Raw genomic sequence first — 17,867 nt, 5'->3', positions numbered from 1 at the left:
AATTACCAGAAGGCGTAGAAATGGTAATGCCAGGTGATAACATCAAAATGACAGTATCATTAATTCACCCAATCGCAATGGCAGATGGCTTACGTTTCGCTATCCGTGAAGGTGGTCGTACTGTTGGTGCTGGTGTTGTTGCTAAAGTTATTAAATAATTTAAGCTTAATCAGCTCAAAAAAAGAAGGTGCACTATGTGCACCTTTTTTTATTGTTCTCAATGTTAATTAAATAAGTTATAGTCGTTGACCACTTTTTTATCCAAACTGCATTTTATTTATTTTTGTCATATTATAGGCATAGATATGGATAAAAATACACTAAAAAAAGCCAAACAAAATGTTATAAAAAATGACCTCAATTATATTGCAGTGTGCAATTGAAAAAAATAATAAATTTGGTATAACCACCTCTTAAAAAGAGAATACAATGACTAAACAGCCTTTTTTTGCTATAGTAATCACTATTTTATTTAACGTGGAATAATGAAAAGCTATGGAATCGATACCTAATTGCCCTGTTTGCCATTCAGAACATACTTACCATGATGGCACATTTTATGTTTGCCCTGAATGTGCACATGAATGGGATCCAAATCAAGAAACCTCAACCAATGATGAATTACAAGTTAAAGATAGTAATGGCAATACACTTGTTGATGGTGATGATATTATTTTAATAAAAGATCTAAAATTAAAAGGTTCATCAACTGTTCTCAAAAAAGGGGCTAAAGCTAAAGGCATTCGTCTTGTAGACGGCGATCACGAAATCGATTGTAAGGTTGATGGAATGAAAGTAATGCTGAAAGCTTGTTTTGTTAAAAAAGCGTAATTGTATTAATCAATATTCAACTTTTTATATAAACTAATGAAAAAACATCTTTAGTTAAACCTTTGTTAAAACCATTTAATAACAAAAAATTATTTAATGGTTTTACAATATAAATCAATTCACACACAAATAAAAACATCTACGTTCGTTTAATACTTTTTGAGTATCTTTTAGTAGACAAAATACCTTATATAATTTACTCAACAATGTTGAGTTTTATCTTGATCGAAAATTTTAGCTTGTTTATTACTTATAGCTTTTAACGAAATAGATGATTAATATTTTTCAATCACTTTGAGGAATAGAAAAGTTTTACGATGGGAAGCTGTATAAACATTTACCATATGTAAAGCATTAAAATGCTGCGTAGCAACATTTGAATTGTCCATACTTGACACCTATTTTACATTAGGTGATAAATGATTTTTTGAAGTTTATTTATTATTTCCTCTACAGGTGAAAACGATATATCTAATTCATCAATAAGAACAACAATTGCCTTATTGATAATCTTTAAAACCACTCAACACGGTTATTGATTTTATAAAGTTTTTATTCTTCACTAACATTATTTTTTTCTAAAAAATATGCATTATTCTTTTTCCGTAAGAAAAAACTAGCAAATCTCTCTTAAATATGGTATAAAACGCGCGCTACTTTTCACATTCATTTTTCAAAAATAATTGTGAAATAAAGCACAAATTTTAAAACTTAATTAACGTTATAACACACACATATCATTACTCTTTTCCGGGGTGCCTTTTACTTTGTGTATAAAGGTCGGATAAAGCGGATATGTGGAGGCATAACCCCAACGTCAAAATGAGGAAATCATGACTACAGTATCAATGCGCGATATGTTACAAGCAGGTGTACACTTTGGACACCAAACTCGTTATTGGAACCCAAAAATGAAACCATTTATTTTTGGTGCACGCAACAAAGTACACATCATCAATCTTGAAAAAACAGTACCTATGTTCAATGAAGCATTAGCTGAATTAAACAAGATTGCTGCGCGTAAAGGTAAAATTTTATTTGTTGGTACAAAACGTGCTGCAAGTGAAGCAATTAAACAAGCAGCTGAAAGCTGTGGACAATATTACGTTAATCACCGCTGGTTAGGTGGTATGTTGACTAACTGGAAAACAGTACGTCAATCAATCAAACGTCTTAAAGATTTAGAAACACAAGCTAATGATGGTACATTTGATAAATTAACCAAAAAAGAAGCACTTATGCGTGCTCGTGAAATGGCTAAATTAGAAAATAGCTTGGGTGGAATTAAAAATATGGGTGGCTTACCCGATGTGATTTTTGTAATTGGTGCAGACCATGAACATATCGCAATCAAAGAAGCTAACAATTTAGGTATTCCAGTCATTGCTGTTGTTGATACTAATTCAGATCCAGATGGTATTGATTACATCGTTCCTGGTAATGATGATGCGATCCGTGCAATACAATTATATGCAAATGCGGTTGCTGAAGCAGTTCGTTCTGGTCGTGAACAAAATCAATCTCCAGTATCTGAAGAAAGCTTTGTTGAAGAAGCTCCAGCAGCAGAGTAATAAACTCAAATATTTTCAGGGTCGATAATATCATCGACCCATTCTAATGAAAATCATCAAAATGGTTAAATAGAGGATTTAAAAATGGCTGAAGTTACCGCTTCTATGGTAAAAGAACTGCGTGAAAGAACTGGCGCAGGTATGATGGAATGTAAGAAAGCATTAGTTGAAGCAAATGGTGATATCGATCTTGCTATCGACAACATGCGTAAATCAGGTCAAGCAAAAGCAGCTAAAAAAGCTGGTCGTGTTGCAGCTGAAGGTGTAATCATTTCAAAAATTTCTGCTGATAAAAAAGTAGGTGTTATTTTAGAAATCAACTGTGAAACTGACTTCGTAGCTAAAGATGCTGGATTCTTAGCATTTAGTGAAAAAGTAGCAACAGCAGCTTTAAATGATCGAATCACTGATCTTGCAACGCTACAAGCAAAATTTGAAGAAGAACGTACTGCACTAGTAGCTAAAATTGGTGAGAATATTGGCATCCGTCGCATTAAAGAAATTGCTGGTGATGTAGTTGGTAGTTATCAACACGGCGCGCGCATTGGTGTTTTAGTTGCAGCTAATAGTGGTTGTGATGAGGAATTAGTTAAACACATTGCAATGCACATTGCAGCAAGCAAACCAGAATATGTTGACCCAAGTGATGTACCTGCTGATGTGGTTGAACATGAACGTAATATTCAAATCGATATTGCAATGCAATCAGGTAAACCTCGTGAAATCGCAGAAAAAATGGTTGAAGGCCGTATGCGTAAATTCACTGGTGAAGTATCACTTACTGGTCAACCATTTGTAATGGATCCAAGTAAAACAGTTGGTGATTTACTTGCTGAGAAAAAAGCAACAATTGCAACATTTATCCGCTTCGAAGTGGGTGAAGGTATCGAAAAAGTCGAAGTTGACTTTGCAGCCGAGGTTGCTGCGATATCAAAACAATCTTAATTGTTTTTATCGAAACCGCCGTAATGGCGGTTTTGTTTATCTGCAAAATATTTTAAAATGATTGCCAGCTAGTTATTCTAGATTTTTAAGTAATAAAATATAGTGAGATTTCATATGGTAACCCCTTTCTATAAACGTATCCTTCTTAAACTCAGTGGTGAAGCATTACAAGGTGATGAAGGTTTTGGTATTGATCCAACCGTTCTTGATCGTATGGCACAAGAAATTAAAGAACTTATCGACATGGAAGTTCAGGTTGCTGTTGTTATCGGAGGTGGTAACCTATTTCGTGGTGCAGGACTTGCTAAAGCGGGTATGAACCGTGTTGTTGGTGACCATATGGGGATGCTAGCAACAGTTATGAATGGCCTTGCCATGCGTGATGCTTTGCACCGAATTGAAGTTAATGCACGTTTGATGTCGGCAATCCCATTAAACGGAGTTTGCGACGATTATCGCTGGACTGAAGCAATTAGCTTGCTTAAACATGGTAAAGTCGTTATTCTTTCTGCAGGAACAGGCAACCCATTTTTCACAACTGACTCTGCGGCTTGTTTACGTGGTATTGAAATTGAAGCAGATGTCGTTTTAAAAGCAACCAAAGTTGATGGTGTTTATTCTGCCGATCCAGTAAAAAATCCCAATGCTACACTATATAAAACACTTAACTATGAGAAAGTGTTGGACGATGAATTAAAAGTCATGGATTTAGCCGCATTTACATTAGCACGAGATCATAATCTACCAATTTGTGTTTTTAATATGAATAAACCTGGTGCATTACGTCGTGTCATTTTAGGCGAGCAAGAGGGAACATTAATCAATAATCAGACTACAGTGAGCTGTTAGTCTTAATTATTTAAAAAGGTTTTTATTATGCTAAATGAGATTCAAAAAGAAGCGCAAACGCGCATGGAAAAAAGTATTGAAGCGTTTCAAAATCATATTTCTAAAGTCAGAACTGGACGTGCTTCACCAAGCTTATTAGACGGTATTATGGTTGAATACTACGGTAGCCCAACACCACTACGTCAATTAGCTAATGTTGTTGCTGAAGATGCAAGAACGCTGGCTATTACGGTATTTGATAAATCATTAACACCAATGATTGAAAAGGCAGTTTTAACCTCTGATTTAGGACTTAATCCTGCTTCAGCAGGGACAGTTATTCGAGTACCTCTACCACCGTTAACTGAAGAACGTCGTCGTGATTTAACTAAAATAGTGCGTAATGAAGCAGAACAAGGTCGTGTGTCAATTCGAAATATTCGTCGTGATGCTAACGATCAAATCAAAGCTTTGTTAAAAGATAAAGAAATCTCAGAAGATGATGAACGTAAATCACAAGATTTAATTCAAAAAGCAACAGATGCAGCTATCAAAAAATTAGATGCAGTGCTTGCAGATAAAGAAAAAGAGTTAATGGAATTTTAATCTCTTGACTAAAAAGCCTAGTTGATAAAACTAGGTTTTTTTGATTTTTACCAATCAACTATCAATCATTTAATTACCGCTGAAAAATACAAAATATTAGTTTTATCAGTTAGCGAATAGATCAAAAATAAAAAATCACTCAATAAAATAAACAGCTATCCTTCTATTTAAGCGATATAAAGTCTAACTGAGTTTATCTACAGTTGCTCAATGAAGATAATGCGCTTATGCAAAATTAAAGGGTAAACAATGTATCCGTATTAGCGCATCATTAGCCACTAAAAATAATCAAGTTTGTCAAAATCATGGTTTCCAGTCTGATTTGATTCAATTCAATTGTTTAAGTTTATTAAATAGTTTAGTTTTTAATTATCAAAATTTAAGTATATAATGTTACGGAAATAACATTATAGGGCTATATATGTTATTTTTATAACATCATTTACTTAATACTAAAATCATTTACTAGACATTACTAACAAAAATTAAAGGACATCATTATGGATTATGCAAAGTATATTGATCATACTTTACTGGCGATGAATGCCACAGAAGATCAAATACGTAAACTTTGTGAAGAAGCAAAGCAGTATCATTTCTATTCTGTATGTGTTAATTCAGGCTATGTGCCTTTAGTCGCTAGCTTGCTTAAAGGTAGCGATGTAAAGGTTTGTTCAGTCGTTGGCTTTCCTTTAGGTGCTATGCTGACTTCTGCTAAAGCATTTGAGACTGAAATGGCAGTCAAAGCTGGTGCAGAAGAGATCGATATGGTTATCAATGTCGGCTGGCTAAAAAGCAATGATTTAACGGCGGTTAAAGAAGATATTCAAGCAGTATTTAATGCTTGTGGTTCAGTGCCGTTAAAAGTTATTTTAGAAACTTGCTTATTAACTAAAGAAGAAATCGTTACAGTTTGTACAATTTGTAAAGAAATTGGTGTTGCTTTTGTTAAAACTTCAACTGGTTTTAGCTTATCAGGGGCAACAGTTGAAGATGTTAAATTGATGCGCGAAACAGTCGGTGATAAAATGGGTGTTAAAGCATCAGGTGGCATTAGAGATCGTCAAACTGCTGAAAAAATGGTTCAAGCTGGTGCAACACGGTTAGGCGCTAGTGCTGGTATTGCAATTGTATCAGGCGATAAAGCATCATCTAGCGGCTATTAATTCATCCTTTTATAAGCTACTGTATAGTAGCTTATTGCTATTTATGGAATGGCAATGGAAACGCAACCGCAAAAAAGAGTTAATGCACTTATTGAGCAATTAAAAACTACCGGTAAAATTCATTTAAAGCAAGCAGCGCAAATGCTTGCTGTTTCTGAAATGACGATTCGTCGAGATCTTAGTAATCAATCTTCATGTTTAGCTGTTTTAGGCGGTTATGTTGTTAACCAAGAACGCCATACCATATCGCAATATTTTGTTTCAGATCAAAAAGATAAACATGTAGATGAAAAGCGTTATATCGGCAAACTAGTTAGCCAATTTGTTGATGAGAACGACACCATTTTTTTTGATTGTGGTACAACCATGCAATTTATCATTGATGAAATTAGTGATGATATTGCCTTTACTGCAATCTGCTATTCACTCAATGCCTTTCTAGCGTTACAAAACAAACCAAAATGTAAAATCATTTTATGTGGTGGGCAATATCAGCTTAATAATGCAATTTTTACCGGCATTAGTTCCCAAAATCCGCTCGATTTTATCTGTCCAAATAAAGCTTTTATTTCGGCAGCGGGTATTGATCTCACTCAAGGTGCAACTTGTTACCATTTTGATGAACTGAATATGAAGCATCAGGCGATGAAAAAATCTAATCAAAATATTTTAATTGCCGATCATACTAAGTTTAATCAAATTAAACCGGCTTTTATTTGTAACCTTGATCAGTTTAATTTGGTGATGACCGATAGAGCGCCGGATTTAGGCTACGTCGCTTACTTTGAAGAAAATAACATTGGTTTAATTTATTAATTATGAAAAATATCGCAATTTTAGGTTCAACAGGATCGATCGGCTGTAGCACGTTAGCCGTCATTCGGCAAAATCCAACTTTATACAAAGCTTATGTGCTAGTAGGTGGCGCTAATGTTGCAAAAATGACAGAGCAGTGTCAGGAGTTTAAACCAAAATATGTTGCTATGGCGAGCAAACAAGCAGCGCAGCAGCTTAAAGCAAATTTAGCTAACCTAAAATTGAATATAGAAGTACTGAGTGGTGAGCAAGCTATGTGTGATTTAGCACAGCTTCCCGAAGTTAACCAAGTTATGGCTGCAATTGTTGGTGCTGCGGGATTAAGGCCGACTCTTGCTGCAATTAAAAAAGGTAAACGCATTTTACTCGCTAATAAAGAGTCATTAGTCACTTGTGGGCATTTATTTATGCAAGCGGTGAAGCAATATGGCGCCGAGCTACTGCCGGTCGATAGTGAACATAATGCGATCTTTCAAAGTTTACCTACCGCAGTGCAGCATGATCTTGGATTTGCTAATCTGACTGATCATGGTATCGCCAAAATTGTGTTAACCGGATCTGGCGGACCTTTTCGGGAGCTACAGTTAAATCAATTAACTTCAGTCACACCTGCGCAAGCGACTTTACATCCTAACTGGTCAATGGGTAAAAAGATTTCTGTTGATTCAGCAACGATGATGAATAAAGGCTTGGAATATATTGAAGCTCGTTGGTTGTTTAATGCTAGTTCTGAGCAAATGGAGATTATTGTACATCCTCAATCGATTATTCACTCAATGGTTCGTTATCTAGATGGCAGTATTATTGCAGAATTAGGCGTGCCAGATATGTGTACGCCAATTGCTTATTCAATGTCTTATCCATTACGTATTTCATCCGGTGTACCTGCTTTAGATTTTACTCAAATCTCATCATTAACCTTCAATCAACCCGATTTTATTCGCTATCCATGCTTAAAATTAGCCATTGAGGCTTGTGGTGAAGGGCAAGCGGCAACAACAGCGCTTAACGCTGCCAATGAAGTGGCAGTTGAAGCATTTTTACAGCATAAAATTGGTTTTATGGATATTGCCAAACAGGTTGCAATCACGTTAGATCAACTTAATTTTCCGGAACCTGCCACTATTGATGATGTGTTCACTATTGATGCATGGGCTAGAGCACAATGTAGCAAACAGATAGTTTAAATGGCATTAAAGTGTTTTATACACTCGGCATGGCGTACCCATGGCAACGACATTTGAAGGGATATCTCGATCTACAATACTGCCAGCTGCAATAACCGTATTATCGCCGATAGTCACATTGGGTAGTACAATTACATTACCACCAATCCAAACGTTATTACCGATCGTAATCGGTTTGGCAAACTCAAGTCCACTGTTGCGTATTTGGCTATTAAGTGGGTGACCTGAGGTATAAAAACCGCAATTGGGTGCGACAAGGACATTATCTCCGAATGTAATTTTGGCCGCATCAAGCATGATGCAGTTAAAATTAGCAAAAAAATTCTCTCCAATTTCAATATTGTAGCCATAATCACATTGAAAACCGGGCATAATTGTAAATTGCTTCGGTGTTTTACCTAATAGCTTTCTAAAAATTTGTTGTCGTTTATCCACTGCTGAAGGTGATAGTTGGTTTAACTGAAAGCAGAGATCTTGTGCATAAATTCGCTCTTTTTCAAGCTCATTAATACAAGGATTATAAAGTAAACCTGTTAACATTTTCTCCTTTTCAGTCATTTTACTATCCCATCTGTTTCGCTATTAGTGCAGGATTATCACTAATAAATGATTGTAAAAAACCACTGTCTGGTAATGCCGTTAATGCACCTTTTTTGGTGGTAGCTAGTGCTCCGCATGCGCTGGCTATAGTCATCATACTTTCTAACATTAATTTATCCTCTGGCATACCTGATAAAGCAATACTGCTAAGTAATCCTGCAACAAATGCATCTCCAGCTCCAGTTGTATCAATGCTATTGACATGAAATGAGTCAAAAGTAAAAGTTTTACCTTGCCATAACACAATACTACCATCTCTACCTTTAGTAACTAACTTAAGTGGTGCATTATAATGTTGTTGCAATTTATCGAGTGCTACATGCCAATCTTGGCTCTCAGTTAACCAAAACAACTCTTCATCAGAGAGTTTAAGAATGTCAGCATCATGACAGAATTGAGTGATAATTGTGCGCATTTCATTTTTATCTTGCCACATTTGTTCACGTAAATTGATATCAAAACTAACTAAACCATTTTTATCACTGAGTTTCTCAATAGCTTGTTTGAGCGTTTGTCGACAAGTTGTTCCAACTAATGCTAAAGAACAAAAATGAAGAATATCTTGGTTAAAATCAGGAAGTGCTTGTTCTGACAAAAATTGATCGGCCGAAGGTGAAACAAGAAAGGTAAAACTTCGTTCACCATTTTCACCTAAATCAACAACAACAGTGCTTGTTCTATGCTCCTCATCCTTTTCAAGACTTTGGCAATCAACATGATGCTCACAAAAAGTCTTTTCCATGAAGTGACCAAATGGATCATTACCAACTCTACCAATAAAACCAGAGGGCAGTCCTAACTTAGCAATACCAATAGCTACATTTGCAGGAGCACCTCCAGCACAGGCTCGGTAGTTCATTTCACCAAATGGTAATAAATCAATAACAGCATCACCAAGAGACCATACTTTTGTATTATTCATTTTGTCACTCATATTATTAATAGGTTAAATTTGTGTGTCATTAATATCTCAGCATACTCAAATTAATTCATTAAGCATTGATTAGCTGATGTGTTGATAATCAATATTAACTATAAACTAAATCATTTATAAAAAAAATCATTGTTAACGTTAAAAATATGTGACTATCATCACATATTTTAACGTTTATTTCACTATAAGTTAACGTTAACAAAAAAATTAATGTAGTATGTAATCGTATTAACCTAACTCATGATAAAAGAAGGGAATGTTATGACAAATGCAATTGATAAAGCTAACCAAGCTATAAAAAAATTAGAAAAAGAAATGAATAAGCAATATTATCCTCATTTCCATTTATCACCTCAAGCTGGTTGGATGAATGATCCAAATGGCTTAGTCTATTATAAAGGACAATATCATGCTTTCTATCAACACCATCCTTATAATGAGAATTGGGGACCAATGCACTGGGGACATGCAGTAAGTGATGATCTTATTACATGGCGAAGATTACCAATTGCAATTGCGCCAGATCATGATTATGACAAGAGTGGGTGTTTTTCAGGTTCAGCTGTAGATAATAATGGCGAATTGAGCTTAATTTACACAGGCCATATATGGTTAAATGGTCAAGGTAATGATGAACATATCCGAGAAACTCAATGTCTTGCCACAAGTAAAGATGGTATTAATTTTAAAAAACATGGAACTGTACTTACACCCAAAAAAGGGATTATGCATTTTCGTGATCCTAAAGTGTTTAAACAAAATGGTAAATGGTGGATGGTAGTTGGTCAGCGAGAAACCAATGATGTTGGTCAAGTGTTACTTTATCGTTCAACTGATTTAAAAGATTGGAAGTTTGAACAAGTTCTTATCAGTGATATCGATCCGAATGTTTATATGCTTGAATGTCCAGACTTTTTCCCATTAGGAGATAAATGGATATTAATGTTCTCACCACAAGGTATGCAAGCAAAAGGTTATCAATATCGAAATCGATTCCAATCTGGCTATATCGTTGGAGATTGGCAGCCAGGTAAGCCATTTTCAATAATCAAATCATTCCAAGAGATGGACTTTGGTCACGATTTTTATGCGCCACAATCATTCCTCGCAGCAGATGGTCGTCGTATTATGTTTGGTTGGATGGATATGTGGGAATCAAAAATGCCAAGTAAACATGATAAATGGATGGGAGCATTCACTTTACCACGCGAATTAATCCTAGATCGACAAAATAGAGTTCGTAATCGACCAATTAAAGAACTTGTGGCACTTCGCGAAAAACCACAATCATTAACTAATATTGAATTAAATAGTGAATTAAAAAATACCAAAATTGAATCAATTAGTTGTGAAATTAATGTTGAAATTGATTTAGTCAATAGTAATGCTGAACGTTTTGGATTACAACTTGCTGCGACACCAGATGGTAAGCAAGCAACCTTATTGTACATTGATCGGCAAGCTAACCGCATCATTCTAGACCGAAGTCTTTCTGGAATTGACTTAAAAGGTTATCGAAGTGTGCCATTACCAAAAACCAAAAAACTAACATTACATATTTTTGTTGATGCATCATCAGTCGAAGTTTTCATAAATAAAGATTTATATAGCCTCTCAAGCCGTATTTATCCTAAATTACCAGCAAAAAGGTTAATTAACTTATTTGCCGAAAATGGACAAGCAAAAATTACCAAATTAGATAGCTGGCAATTAAAATCAATTTATGAATAATTTATAAAAAAACCACCAACTAAGGTGGTTTTTTTGTTATAAAGATTCTCGTTCTAAATATGGTGATGGTATGTGAGTGATAGTTTTTTTACTTTCACTATTGATTATATGCAGAGCTGCTTTTTGACCTATTTCATAATGTGGTAATTGTACAGTAGTCAGTGAAGGATAAAAAAGTTCACCAGTACCAACCATATTGTCATAACCAAGAACCGCAACATCGTTGGGAATATGAAATCCTTTACCAAGTAAAAATTGATAAGCAACAAAAGCAATTCTATCGTTACCACAAATTAATACATCAAAATCTGGTTTTTTAACACAATGTTTTGCCAAAATTTCTATCGTCATCATATATTCTAGGGAAAGGTTTGCAGGTGACATTAAAGTATGATAACTCTTGATATCGTTTAAATCGTTGCCAGCATCTAACCATGCTTGCTCAGCAGCTTTACGCCTAATTTTACCCGCTAAAGTATTTTCTGATAGATAGATACATAATGGTTTTTTATATCCCTTATTTATTACATTCTGCATCGCTTGATATTGACCAGAATAATCATCAGGGATGTAACAAGCAAGCTGCTCAGAATCACTAATGCAGTTTGCTAATACCACATTTTTACCGAGCAATTTATCTGGCAGTTGAACTTTTCTTAACCCCATTGTTGTATAAATAATACCATTAGGTCGATAAGATAAAAGAGTATTAATCGCATGATCAGCATCTTTATCATCAAATAAATTAACAATAAACGTATTCCAACCATGTTGTTGAGCTGTTTTTTCTATTGCTTGAAGTAATTCAACTGAGAATGGCGTTGTCGCCGTTTCTAATGCCAGCACACCAATAGCATAAGGGCCAGAATTATCTCCTCGAATCTTTCGTGCAGATAAATCCGGCACATAATTAAGCTCCTCAATAGCTTTCTTCACTTTTTTATATGTTTCTTTATTGAGTTTGTCAGGATTATTGATTGCTCGAGAAACCGTCATCAATGAAACTGATGCCAATCTAGCAACATCCTTGAGTGAAGCCATAGTTGAATCCTTTTGCTCACATTAAAAATAATAATAAATTTTAGCTTTGTATGATGATACCACAAATAAAAATGATAAAAAGTGTGAGGAAAGTAACATTTATGATAATTGGTTGTTTCTATTTTATTCCAATTATGACAATAATGTTAACATTAACATGTTAACGTTAAACTTCAACATAAAAAGAGAATGAAAATGAATATAGATATAATACAAAATAGAAATTATTGGTTCTCGTCAGGCTATCTTGTTACCTTTTATGCAGCATGGTCACTTTGGTGGTCTTTTTATGCCATTTGGCTCAAAAGCCAAATTGGTTTATCTGGTGAACAATTAGGGGTTGTTTATTCTGCTAACTCTGCTGCAGCCATGTTTTTTATGATTTTTTATGGCATTATCCAAGATAAATTGCAGATAGGTAAAGCGGTAATTACCTTCCAAAGTATTATCATGTTACTTATTGGCCCGTTTTTAATTTATGTCTATGAGCCTTTACTTCGAAATGATTTTATTTTGGGTGTCTGTATTGGTGCCCCAGTCTTAAGTGCTGGTTTTATTTCTGGATGTGCTTTGATTGACTCTTTTATCGAGCGAATTAGTCGTCTATTTGGTTTTGAATTTGGCCCAGCAAGATTCTGGGGATCATTTGGTTATGCTGCTGCAACTTTTGTTGCTGGCATTTTATTTGGCATTAACCCTCACATTAACTTCTGGATGGCATCTGGGGTTGCAGCTATCTATTTCACCATCAATTTAGTTTTTAAACCTAAACAAGAGTCTTTGGCAAACGGTAAAACACAAGCCGTCATGGAAAAACCATCTATCCCTACCATGAGTGAAATTTTTTCACTATTTGGTATGAAAAAGTTTTGGTTATTTGTCTTTTTTATAATTGGTACTAATAGCTTTTATACCATATATGATCAGCAACTATTCCCAAATTTCTATACCAGCTTCTTTGATAAACCAGAAAGTGGCTATCAAGTTTATGGATATTTAAATTCTTTCCAAGTTTTTTTAGAAGCAGCTTGTATGATTCTAGTACCCTATTTTATTAATAAAATTGGTGCAAAAAAAGCTTTACTAGCAGCAGCGTTGGTAATGGTATGCCGAATCTCATTATCTGCAACGTTAGATAATGTTTATCTAATTTCATTAGTTAAACTTTTCCACGCAATTGAAACACCACTATTTATTCTAGCAGTATTTAAATACGCTGTAGCCAACTTTGATGCGAGACTATCATCCACACTATACTTAGTTGGATTTAACATCTCATCAAATGTAGGTGTTATTGTATTGTCATGGATTGTAGGTAAGTTATTTGATAAAACAGGATATTCAACTACTTTCTATGTACTAGCAGCAATAGTATTTGTCATTTTATTTATTGCAACATTTACTTTAAGTGACAATAAACAAAAAACAGAAAAATAACCATCATTCTTAAATGTTGTAAAAATGGGAACAAATTGTTCCCATTTTATAATTTTATAATATCTATAGAGAAAGCTTGCTTCTATTCTTAGTTTGCGAAACAATATAAATTGTTGAGACTGACGTTTAAATCTATATAGGTACTTGGTGTGAATACAAGCAAAAAAGTGGTTAAACCGGACATGTTATGGCAGACAATCCGAGAAGAAGCATCAAAGCTCGTTGAAAGTGAGCCAATGTTAGCAAGCTATTTCCATGCAACTCTACTTAATCATGAAAATTTAGGTAGTGCATTAAGTTATATTTTAGCTAACAAGCTTGCAACCCAAGTTGTACCGGCAATTGAGATTCGAGAAATTGCTAGACAAGCTTATCAAGCAGATAACAACATAATCAATGCCGCGATTACCGATATACTTGCTGTTTACATTCGAGATCCAGCAACCAATTACTATTCCACACCGCTACTTTATTATAAAGGTTTTCTTTCACTACAAGCTTATCGAATTGCACACTGGCTTTGGAAACAAAACCGTAAATCACTAGCAACTTTTTTACAGAGTCAAATTGCTATTGTATTTGGCGTTGATATCCATCCAGCAGCTAAAATTGGCTGTGGTGTTATGTTTGACCATGCAACAGGGATAGTCATTGGTGAAACCGTAGTTATTGAAAATGATGTTTCTATTTTACAATCAGTGACATTAGGTGGAACCGGAAAAGAAAATGGCGATCGTCATCCTAAAATTCGTGAAGGAGTAATGATTGGTGCGCACTCAACGATTTTAGGAAATATAGAAATAGGTAAAGGAGCAAAAATTGGAGCTGGTTCAGTCGTTTTAGAGCCTGTTCCTGAACATACAACAGTAGCTGGTGTTCCTGCTAAAATTGTTGGTTGTCCTGATTGTGATAAACCAGCTTTAAACATGGATCAAGATATCTAATTTTTGAAAAATGATTCCGTTGTTCAATGACAACGGAATACATAATGTAGTTGAAAATTACGACGGAGAACTAAGATTTACATCCATAGTTGGGTAAGGAATATTAATGCCATTTTCAGTTAGCCCATTTTTAATATTCTCAAGTAATACAGCTTTTACTGGTCCATAATTAGCATTTAACGTCCAGACTAAAACATTAAAATTCATGGATGAAGCATCCAGCAAATCCAAACGTATAATCGGTTCTTTACTCGTTAAAATATTATCAGTTTTATTTACAGCTTCTCTTAATACTTTATAAACTTTCTGAATATCAGAATCATATCCCACATTAACAACTATATCTAAACGTCTTTCTGGCAAACGAGTATAGTTAATAATATTTGCACTAACCACTTGTCCATTTGGAATGACGACCATTTCATTCGTTGGCGTGACAATAGTTGTTGAAAAAATTTGAATCGAATCAATAACACCTTGCTGATTATTAATAATGACTGTTTCACCAACTCTAAATGGGCGAAAGATAATTAAAATGACACCAGCTGCAAAATTAGACAACGAACCTTGCAGAGCTAAACCTACGGCTAAGCCGGCGGCACCAATTACCGCAACAATTGATGCGGTTTGCACACCAAGTTGACCTAACACGGCAACTAGCGTCATAACAATAATGGCATAATAAGATAAAGAACTAACAAATTTAACTACAGTCGGATCGACATGGCGATTAGTTAAAATTCTTCTTAATTGACGAGCAACAAATTTAGCAATTGTTCGACCAATTAAAAAAATAAGAATGGCAAAACAAAAATGAGCAATATAACTGATTACTACGCCATCATATTTCTCAATAAACAACCAAATCTGGTTTACTATATTTTCAATACTCATGAAATTATCCTCTGTAAAAATAACAGAAATAGTTAATTGAATAATTGCGATTAAATTGGTTTAAACTAACTGTTTTGCTAATAAAGCCCAACGGGTTTCAAAGTTTGTTGTTGGTAGATATTTAAAACCAGAACGGGAATAACGAGCCATCATTCCTTCGCAAAAAGCAAGTAACTGACTAGATAAAATACGTTCATCAGTGGTAAAGGCCACACCTTCACGGATTTTTCTTTCTCGTATAACTTGCTTTATCTGCGTTTCGATACGTTCAAATAATTGACTGATTCGTTCTTGCAATTGGTCTTGCTCAAACATTAACGCATGCCCAGTCATAATCCGAGTCAACCCAGGATTCTTTTCAGAAAAACCAAGGATTAAAGCCAAAATAAGTTGAAGCCGCGTAAATGTTTTTGGTTCATCTTGCAAAATCACATTGATGCGAGAAAGCAGAATGTCTTCAATATAAACGATCAAACTTTCAAACATTTTAGTTTTACTTGGAAAATGCCTATACAATGCCGCTTCAGAAACACCAACAGTTGCAGCTAATTTAGCAGTAGTTATTCGTTGTGTTCCCTCATTGGATTCAAGCATTGTTGCTAATGCTTGAAGTATATCTTCTTTACGATTTTTATTTTTGCTACTCACGATTATTTCTTACCTGAATGCCCAAATCCACCTTCGCCACGCGCTGATTCGATAAAATCATCAACAATATTAAATTCTGCTTGCACGACTGGCACAATAATTAATTGAGCAATACGATCACCTGGCTCAATAACAAATGGGTTTTGACTTCGGTTCCAAAGGGGAACAAACAACTGTCCTTGATAATCGGAATCAATTAAACCGACTAAATTACCAAGGACAATACCATTTTTTGAACCAAGGCCTGAACGAGGTAATACTAATGCAGCTAAACTAGGGTCAGCAATATGCATTGATAATCCGGTTGGGGTTAAGATTGTTTCGCCTGCTTTGATTTCGGTTGTTTTATCAAACATCGCTCTTAAATCAATACCTGCGGAACCTTCAGTTGCGTAAGTTGGCAGTGGAAACTCGTTACCTAAACGTTTATCTAATACTTTTATATCAATTTTTCTTTTCATCATGACTCGCTTTATATCGTATTATAACTGCTTGAAGTAATTCTTTTGCTAATTCTTGCTTATTGCTTAATGGTAACGTTTGTTCACCATTTTGCCAATAAAGGGTTAATGCGTTTTGATCAGAATTAAAGCCTATTTTCTTGTCAGACACATCATTAGCACAAATCAAATCTAAGTTCTTAGTGGTTAATTTTTTAAGGGCATAAGCCTTTATGTTATTGGTTTCAGCGGCAAAGCCTACAACAAACGGACGTCCTTTCTTTAATGAAGCAATGTTGGCAACAATATCAGGATTTTTAACTAATTTAATAACAAGTTCATTACTATCATCGGTTTTTTTAATTTTTTTCGTGGCAATAGTTTTAGCTCTATAATCAGCAACAGCAGCACAAGAAATAAAAATTGATGATTTTTTAGCTAACTTTAATGCCACATCATACATCTCATTAGCACTTTTTACATTAATGCGATTCACATTATTTGGAGTTGCTAAATTAACTGGGCCACTGATTAAGTTTACTGTTGCTCCAATTTCAGCCGCTGCCTGAGCAATAGCATAACCCATTTTACCTGAACTGTAATTACTGATATAGCGTACCGGATCAAGCTCTTCAATGGTTGGGCCTGCAGTAATGGTAATCTCGGTTCCAGCAAGTGTTGACGTTGCTGAAAAATACTTCTCAACATGCTTAACAATGGTTGCAGGTTCAACCATTCGTCCTGGACCAAAATCACCACAAGCTTGAAAACCATCATCAGGCCCCCAAATTAAGGTATTTCGCGAAGCTAATGTCGCTAAGTTCTGTTGAGTTGCAGCAGCTTTATACATCTGTTGGTTCATAGCTGGCGCTATGGCAATTTTAGCTGGTGTTGCAAGACACACTGTTGATAAAAGATCATCAGCAATACCATTTGCCATTTTCGCAATGATATTCGCCGTAGCGGGAGCGATTAATACCAAATCAGCCCATTTAGCTAATTCAATATGACTCATCGATAGTTCAGCAGAAGGGTCAAATAAATCACTTGATACCGTATTACCAGACAATGCTTGCAATGTCATTGGCGTAACAAAATGGCTCGCTGACTCAGTTAATACCACATGTACCTGCGCACCTGCTTTTTTTAGATGGCGGACAAGATCAGGGCATTTGTAAGCAGCAATGCCACCAGTTATCCCTAATAAAATATGTTTACCAGATAGACTCATGATCTCGTTATTCTCCG

Annotated in this window: 18 protein-coding genes and 1 pseudogene; 12 read left to right on the top strand and 7 right to left on the bottom strand. The window is 35.1% G+C overall.

The annotated features are described in order from the left end of the window. The 9 genes and pseudogenes from J3U18_RS09635 to ispC form a co-directional block, all read left to right on the top strand. A pseudogene (locus J3U18_RS09635) lies at nt 1–158 on the top strand (elongation factor Tu); the annotation flags it as partial. 337 nt (nt 159–495) lie between these two features. Continuing rightward, a complete protein-coding gene (locus tag J3U18_RS09630; RefSeq protein ID WP_267353811.1) occupies nt 496–831 on the top strand; it encodes a zinc ribbon domain-containing protein YjdM in 336 nt (111 codons plus the stop codon). Nucleotides 832–1,664: 833 nt separating this feature from the next. Then, complete coding sequence (gene rpsB / locus J3U18_RS09625) at nt 1,665–2,402, top strand: 30S ribosomal protein S2 (RefSeq protein WP_034882419.1); 738 nt, start codon at nt 1,665–1,667, stop codon at nt 2,400–2,402. Nucleotides 2,403–2,486: 84 nt separating this feature from the next. Beyond that, a complete protein-coding gene (gene tsf, locus J3U18_RS09620) occupies nt 2,487–3,347 on the top strand; it encodes a translation elongation factor Ts (RefSeq protein ID WP_267332236.1) in 861 nt (286 codons plus the stop codon). 114 nt (nt 3,348–3,461) lie between these two features. Further along, complete coding sequence (pyrH, locus tag J3U18_RS09615) at nt 3,462–4,196, top strand: UMP kinase (RefSeq protein ID WP_065562695.1); 735 nt, start codon at nt 3,462–3,464, stop codon at nt 4,194–4,196. A gap of 27 nt (nt 4,197–4,223) precedes the next feature. After that, complete coding sequence (frr, locus tag J3U18_RS09610) at nt 4,224–4,781, top strand: ribosome recycling factor (protein WP_065562696.1); 558 nt, start codon at nt 4,224–4,226, stop codon at nt 4,779–4,781. A 500-nt stretch (nt 4,782–5,281) separates the two neighbouring features. Next, nucleotides 5,282–5,947: a deoxyribose-phosphate aldolase gene (gene deoC, locus J3U18_RS09605; protein ID WP_065562697.1), complete on the top strand. Its 666-nt coding sequence runs from the start codon at nt 5,282–5,284 to the stop codon at nt 5,945–5,947. A gap of 54 nt (nt 5,948–6,001) precedes the next feature. Continuing rightward, nucleotides 6,002–6,763 (top strand): DNA-binding transcriptional repressor DeoR, encoded by a 762-nt coding sequence (gene deoR, locus J3U18_RS09600; RefSeq protein ID WP_267353810.1) that lies wholly within the window; start codon nt 6,002–6,004, stop codon nt 6,761–6,763. A gap of 2 nt (nt 6,764–6,765) precedes the next feature. After that, entirely contained in the window at nt 6,766–7,950 is a 1,185-nt protein-coding gene (gene ispC / locus J3U18_RS09595) for a 1-deoxy-D-xylulose-5-phosphate reductoisomerase (RefSeq protein WP_267353809.1), read from the top strand. Between the two features lie 6 nt (nt 7,951–7,956). Here ispC and J3U18_RS09590 read toward each other — a convergent pair whose 3' ends face one another. Continuing rightward, nucleotides 7,957–8,508, bottom strand: a complete 552-nt coding sequence (locus J3U18_RS09590) for a sugar O-acetyltransferase (RefSeq protein WP_416380399.1) — start codon at nt 8,506–8,508, stop codon at nt 7,957–7,959. Between the two features lie 4 nt (nt 8,509–8,512). Next, a complete protein-coding gene (locus tag J3U18_RS09585) occupies nt 8,513–9,472 on the bottom strand; it encodes an aminoimidazole riboside kinase (protein WP_220225400.1) in 960 nt (319 codons plus the stop codon). A gap of 273 nt (nt 9,473–9,745) precedes the next feature. On the opposite strand from J3U18_RS09585, the gene J3U18_RS09580 reads away from it, so the two are divergent. Next, nucleotides 9,746–11,215 carry a glycoside hydrolase family 32 protein gene (locus J3U18_RS09580; protein ID WP_267353807.1) on the top strand — a complete coding sequence of 490 codons (1,470 nt, stop codon included), beginning with the start codon at nt 9,746–9,748 and terminating at the stop codon, nt 11,213–11,215. A gap of 36 nt (nt 11,216–11,251) precedes the next feature. Here J3U18_RS09580 and J3U18_RS09575 read toward each other — a convergent pair whose 3' ends face one another. After that, nucleotides 11,252–12,256, bottom strand: a complete 1,005-nt coding sequence (locus J3U18_RS09575) for a LacI family DNA-binding transcriptional regulator (protein ID WP_065733694.1) — start codon at nt 12,254–12,256, stop codon at nt 11,252–11,254. A 195-nt stretch (nt 12,257–12,451) separates the two neighbouring features. On the opposite strand from J3U18_RS09575, the gene J3U18_RS09570 reads away from it, so the two are divergent. Next, a complete protein-coding gene (locus J3U18_RS09570; protein ID WP_218059968.1) occupies nt 12,452–13,693 on the top strand; it encodes an oligosaccharide MFS transporter in 1,242 nt (413 codons plus the stop codon). A 182-nt stretch (nt 13,694–13,875) separates the two neighbouring features. Next, nucleotides 13,876–14,637: a serine O-acetyltransferase gene (gene cysE, locus J3U18_RS09565; protein WP_065562771.1), complete on the top strand. Its 762-nt coding sequence runs from the start codon at nt 13,876–13,878 to the stop codon at nt 14,635–14,637. Between the two features lie 57 nt (nt 14,638–14,694). Here the strand turns inward: cysE and J3U18_RS09560 are convergent, their stop codons facing one another. From J3U18_RS09560 to coaBC, 4 genes are read right to left on the bottom strand one after another with little or no spacing between them, the layout of a single operon-like run. Beyond that, nucleotides 14,695–15,531, bottom strand: a complete 837-nt coding sequence (locus J3U18_RS09560; protein WP_267353806.1) for a mechanosensitive ion channel domain-containing protein — start codon at nt 15,529–15,531, stop codon at nt 14,695–14,697. 60 nt (nt 15,532–15,591) lie between these two features. Further along, a complete protein-coding gene (gene slmA, locus J3U18_RS09555) occupies nt 15,592–16,179 on the bottom strand; it encodes a nucleoid occlusion factor SlmA (RefSeq protein WP_255305725.1) in 588 nt (195 codons plus the stop codon). A 2-nt stretch (nt 16,180–16,181) separates the two neighbouring features. Further along, nucleotides 16,182–16,640, bottom strand: coding sequence for a dUTP diphosphatase (dut, locus tag J3U18_RS09550; protein WP_065733692.1), 459 nt, complete (start codon nt 16,638–16,640; stop codon nt 16,182–16,184). Then, nucleotides 16,624–17,853, bottom strand: coding sequence for a bifunctional phosphopantothenoylcysteine decarboxylase/phosphopantothenate--cysteine ligase CoaBC (coaBC, locus tag J3U18_RS09545; protein ID WP_416380406.1), 1,230 nt, complete (start codon nt 17,851–17,853; stop codon nt 16,624–16,626). Before coaBC ends, dut begins: the two co-directional genes overlap by 17 nt. Between the last annotated feature and the right edge of the window lie 14 nt (nt 17,854–17,867).

The sequence above is a fragment of the Gilliamella sp. B3482 genome, assembly GCF_026536805.1.
Classification (GTDB): Bacteria; Pseudomonadota; Gammaproteobacteria; order Enterobacterales; family Orbaceae; genus Gilliamella; species Gilliamella apicola_E.
The sequence above is the reverse complement of the archived record's forward strand: the minus strand, read 5'-3'. Positions and strand labels throughout refer to the sequence as shown.